The following is a 3608-nucleotide window of genomic DNA, read 5'->3' as shown; positions in this document are numbered from 1 at the left end:
CTGCTCGTGCAAGCAACGACAAACGCCCGATTAAAACTTGGTCTCGTCGTTCTACCATTCTGCCTGATTTTATCGGTCTGACCATTGCTGTACACAACGGCCGCACGCATGTGCCGGTGTTTATCAGTGATAACATGGTTGGTCATAAATTAGGTGAATTCTCATTGACCCGTACCTTTAAAGGCCATTTGGCTGATAAAAAGGCTAAAAAGAAATAAGGTGAATCATGAGAGTAAATGCACAACATAAAAATGCCCGTATTTCAGCTCAAAAAGCTCGTTTGGTGGCTGATTTGATTCGCGGTAAAGACGTTGCCCAAGCTTTGAATATTTTGACTTTCAGTCCTAAAAAAGGTGCTGAGTTGATTAAAAAAGTATTGGAATCAGCTATTGCTAATGCCGAGCACAATAACGGTGCCGACATTGATGAGTTGAAAGTGGTAACTATCTTTGTTGACAAGGGTCCAAGCTTGAAACGTTTCCAAGCTCGTGCCAAAGGTCGCGGTAACCGCATTGAAAAACAAACTTGTCATATCAATGTGACAGTGGGCAACTAAGGAAAAGCTATGGGACAAAAGATTAACCCTACAGGCTTTCGCCTGGCGGTAACTAAAGACTGGGCTTCAAAATGGTTTGCTAAAAGCACCGACTTTTCTGCTGTTTTGAAACAAGACATTGATGTTCGTAACTACCTGCGTAAAAAATTGGCGAATGCTTCTGTTGGTCGCGTAGTTATTGAACGTCCTGCAAAATCTGCACGCATTACCATCCACTCTGCCCGTCCGGGCGTAGTAATTGGTAAAAAAGGTGAGGATATCGAAGTTCTGAAACGTGATTTGCAAGCCTTGATGGGCGTGCCTGTTCATGTGAATATCGAAGAAATCCGTAAACCTGAATTGGATGCACAAATTATTGCTGATGGTATTGCTCAGCAATTGGAAAAACGCGTTCAATTCCGCCGTGCTATGAAACGCGCTATGCAAAATGCTATGCGTTCAGGAGCAAAAGGTATCAAGATTATGACCTCAGGTCGTCTGAATGGTGCAGATATTGCTCGTAGCGAATGGTATCGTGAAGGTCGAGTACCTCTGCATACTTTGCGCGCAAACGTAGATTATGCAACTAGCGAAGCTCATACTACTTATGGCGTGCTGGGTCTGAAAGTTTGGGTATATACTGAAGGTAATGTAAAGACTTCAGCTAAACCTGAGCATGAAAAGAAACAAAGAAAGGCAGGTGGACGTAATGCTGCAGCCAACTAGACTGAAATACCGCAAGCAACAAAAAGGTCGCAATACTGGTATTGCTACCCGCGGTAACAAAGTAAGTTTCGGTGAGTTCGGTTTGAAAGCCGTTGGTCGCGGTCGTTTGACTGCCCGCCAAATCGAAGCTGCTCGTCGTACAATGACTCGCCACATTAAACGTGGTGGTCGTATTTGGATTCGTGTATTCCCTGATAAACCAATTACTGAAAAACCTATTCAAGTTCGTATGGGTGGCGGTAAAGGTAACGTGGAATATTACATTGCCGAAATCAAACCAGGCAAAGTGTTGTATGAGATGGACGGTGTTCCAGAGGCTTTGGCTCGTGAAGCATTTGAATTAGCTGCTGCCAAATTGCCTATTCCTACGACCTTTGTAGTAAGACAGGTAGGTCAATAATGAAAGCAAATGAATTGAAAGACAAATCTATTGAGCAATTAAATGCAGATTTGTTGGACTTGTTGAAAGCTCAGTTTGGCTTACGTATGCAAAACGCAACTGGTCAATTGGGTAAACCAAGCGAATTAAAACGTGTACGTCGCGATATTGCTCGTATTAAAACCATTTTAACTGAAAAAGGTGCTAAGTAATGAGCGAAAATAAAAATGTTCGTACTTTGCAAGGCAAAGTGGTAAGCGACAAAATGGACAAAACTGTGACAGTATTGGTTGAACGTAAAGTAAAACATCCTCTGTACGGTAAAATTATCCGTTTATCAACTAAAATCCATGCCCATGATGAAAATAATCAATATGGAATTGGCGATGTTGTAGTAATTGCGGAATCTCGTCCACTGTCAAAAACCAAATCTTGGGTTGTTAAAGAACTGGTTGAGAAAGCACGTACTGTTTAAAATTTAAGACAGTTAGCTTTAATAAGAAACGAAGTGTTGCGCCAAAGTGAATTTGCGTGTAAACTTCGTTTCTTATCTTTCAGTTTCTTCTGGAAGTTTCTTCCCTTCGGGATCCAAGACTGGTTTACTAGAACCGTGATGGTTTCATTTAGTTAGCTCAATTGAAATAAGTGGGCGAGTTATATGAAAATGGTAAATTAAGTTGGTTAATTTAAAGGTACTAATATGATTCAAATGCAGACCATCTTAGATGTGGCTGATAACTCTGGTGCGCGTCGTGTGATGTGCATCAAAGTGTTGGGCGGATCTAAGCGTCGCTACGCTTCTGTTGGCGATATTATTAAAGTCGCAGTTAAAGATGCGGCCCCGCGTGGTCGTGTTAAAAAAGGTGATGTGTACAATGCAGTTGTTGTTCGTACTGCTAAAGGTGTGCGTCGTCCTGATGGCGCGTTGATTAAATTTGATAACAACGCCGCCGTGTTGTTAAACAATAAACTTGAACCTCTGGGTACCCGTATTTTTGGTCCGGTAACCCGTGAGTTGCGTACTGAGCGATTTATGAAAATCGTTTCATTAGCGCCTGAAGTATTATAAGGAATAGCGCGATGAATAAAATCATTAAAGGTGACCAAGTTGTTGTGATCACTGGTAAGGATAAAGGTAAGCAAGGTCAAGTAGTTCGCGTATTAGGTGGCAAGGTTGTTATTGAAGGTATTAACGTCGTAAAACGTCACCAAAAACCTAATCCGATGCGTGGTATTGAGGGTGGTATTGTTGCTAAAGAAATGCCGTTGGATATTTCTAATGTTGCAATCCTGAATCCGGAAACTAATAAAGCAGACCGTGTTGGTATTAAACTGATTGAGAATGAAGGCAAAGTTAAGCGCGTTCGTTTCTTCAAATCAAATGGCTCTGTTATTGGAGCATAAGGAGATAACATGGCTCGTTTGAGAGAGTTTTATAAAGATACAGTTGTTCCTGAACTGATTAAACAATTTGGTTACAAGTCAGTAATGGAAGTTCCCCGTATTGAAAAAATTACTTTAAATATGGGTGTCGGAGAAGCTGTTGCAGATAAAAAAGTTATGGAACACGCGGTATCTGACTTAGAGAAAATTGCTGGTCAAAAACCAGTCGTTACTGTTGCTCGTAAATCTATCGCAGGTTTTAAGATTCGCGATAATTATCCTGTCGGTTGCAAAGTAACATTGCGCCGTGATCAAATGTTTGAATTCTTGGATCGTTTGATTACTATTGCATTACCTCGTGTACGTGACTTCCGTGGTGTAAGTGGCAAATCATTTGATGGTCGTGGTAATTACAACATGGGTGTTCGCGAGCAAATCATTTTCCCGGAAATTGAATACGATAAAATTGATGCTTTGCGTGGTTTGAATATTACTATTACAACTACTGCAAAAACTGATGAGGAAGCTAAAGCTTTATTGTCACTGTTCAAGTTTCCGTTTAAAGGATAATCATGGCTAAGAAAG

At 41.0% G+C, this 3608-nt stretch carries 9 protein-coding genes; all 9 read left to right on the top strand.

Annotated elements, in window-relative coordinates:
- On the top strand, nucleotides 1-218 hold a 218-nt coding region (rpsS, locus tag HMPREF1051_RS13470), incomplete at its 5' end, for a 30S ribosomal protein S19 (RefSeq protein ID WP_003766886.1).
- A gap of 8 nt (nucleotides 219-226) precedes the next feature.
- A complete protein-coding gene (rplV, locus tag HMPREF1051_RS07990) occupies nucleotides 227-556 on the top strand; it encodes a 50S ribosomal protein L22 (RefSeq protein WP_003675877.1) in 330 nt (109 codons plus the stop codon).
- A gap of 9 nt (nucleotides 557-565) precedes the next feature.
- On the top strand, nucleotides 566-1261 hold the full coding sequence (gene rpsC / locus HMPREF1051_RS07985) for a 30S ribosomal protein S3 (RefSeq protein ID WP_003675878.1): 696 nt from the start codon (nucleotides 566-568) through the stop codon (nucleotides 1259-1261).
- Complete coding sequence (gene rplP, locus HMPREF1051_RS07980) at nucleotides 1245-1661, top strand: 50S ribosomal protein L16 (protein WP_003675880.1); 417 nt, start codon at nucleotides 1245-1247, stop codon at nucleotides 1659-1661. The genes rpsC and rplP overlap by 17 nt, the downstream gene beginning before the upstream one ends.
- Nucleotides 1661-1852: a 50S ribosomal protein L29 gene (rpmC, locus tag HMPREF1051_RS07975; RefSeq protein ID WP_003675882.1), complete on the top strand. Its 192-nt coding sequence runs from the start codon at nucleotides 1661-1663 to the stop codon at nucleotides 1850-1852. The genes rplP and rpmC overlap by 1 nt, the downstream gene beginning before the upstream one ends.
- Nucleotides 1852-2115, top strand: a complete 264-nt coding sequence (gene rpsQ, locus HMPREF1051_RS07970; protein ID WP_003707145.1) for a 30S ribosomal protein S17 — start codon at nucleotides 1852-1854, stop codon at nucleotides 2113-2115. Before rpmC ends, rpsQ begins: the two co-directional genes overlap by 1 nt.
- Before the next feature lie 225 nt (nucleotides 2116-2340).
- Nucleotides 2341-2709: a 50S ribosomal protein L14 gene (gene rplN / locus HMPREF1051_RS07965; protein ID WP_002215434.1), complete on the top strand. Its 369-nt coding sequence runs from the start codon at nucleotides 2341-2343 to the stop codon at nucleotides 2707-2709.
- A gap of 11 nt (nucleotides 2710-2720) precedes the next feature.
- The gene (gene rplX / locus HMPREF1051_RS07960) at nucleotides 2721-3044 is read left to right on the top strand and encodes a 50S ribosomal protein L24 (protein ID WP_003759726.1); all 324 of its coding nucleotides are present in this window, start codon (nucleotides 2721-2723) and stop codon (nucleotides 3042-3044) included.
- Nucleotides 3045-3053: 9 nt separating this feature from the next.
- Nucleotides 3054-3593 carry a 50S ribosomal protein L5 gene (gene rplE, locus HMPREF1051_RS07955; RefSeq protein WP_003759725.1) on the top strand — a complete coding sequence of 180 codons (540 nt, stop codon included), beginning with the start codon at nucleotides 3054-3056 and terminating at the stop codon, nucleotides 3591-3593.
- The last annotated feature ends 15 nt before the right edge of the window (nucleotides 3594-3608 follow it).

The organism is Neisseria sicca VK64, from assembly GCF_000260655.1.
Taxonomy (GTDB): domain Bacteria; phylum Pseudomonadota; class Gammaproteobacteria; order Burkholderiales; family Neisseriaceae; genus Neisseria; species Neisseria sicca_B.
The sequence above is the reverse complement of the archived record's forward strand: the minus strand, read 5'-3'. Positions and strand labels throughout refer to the sequence as shown.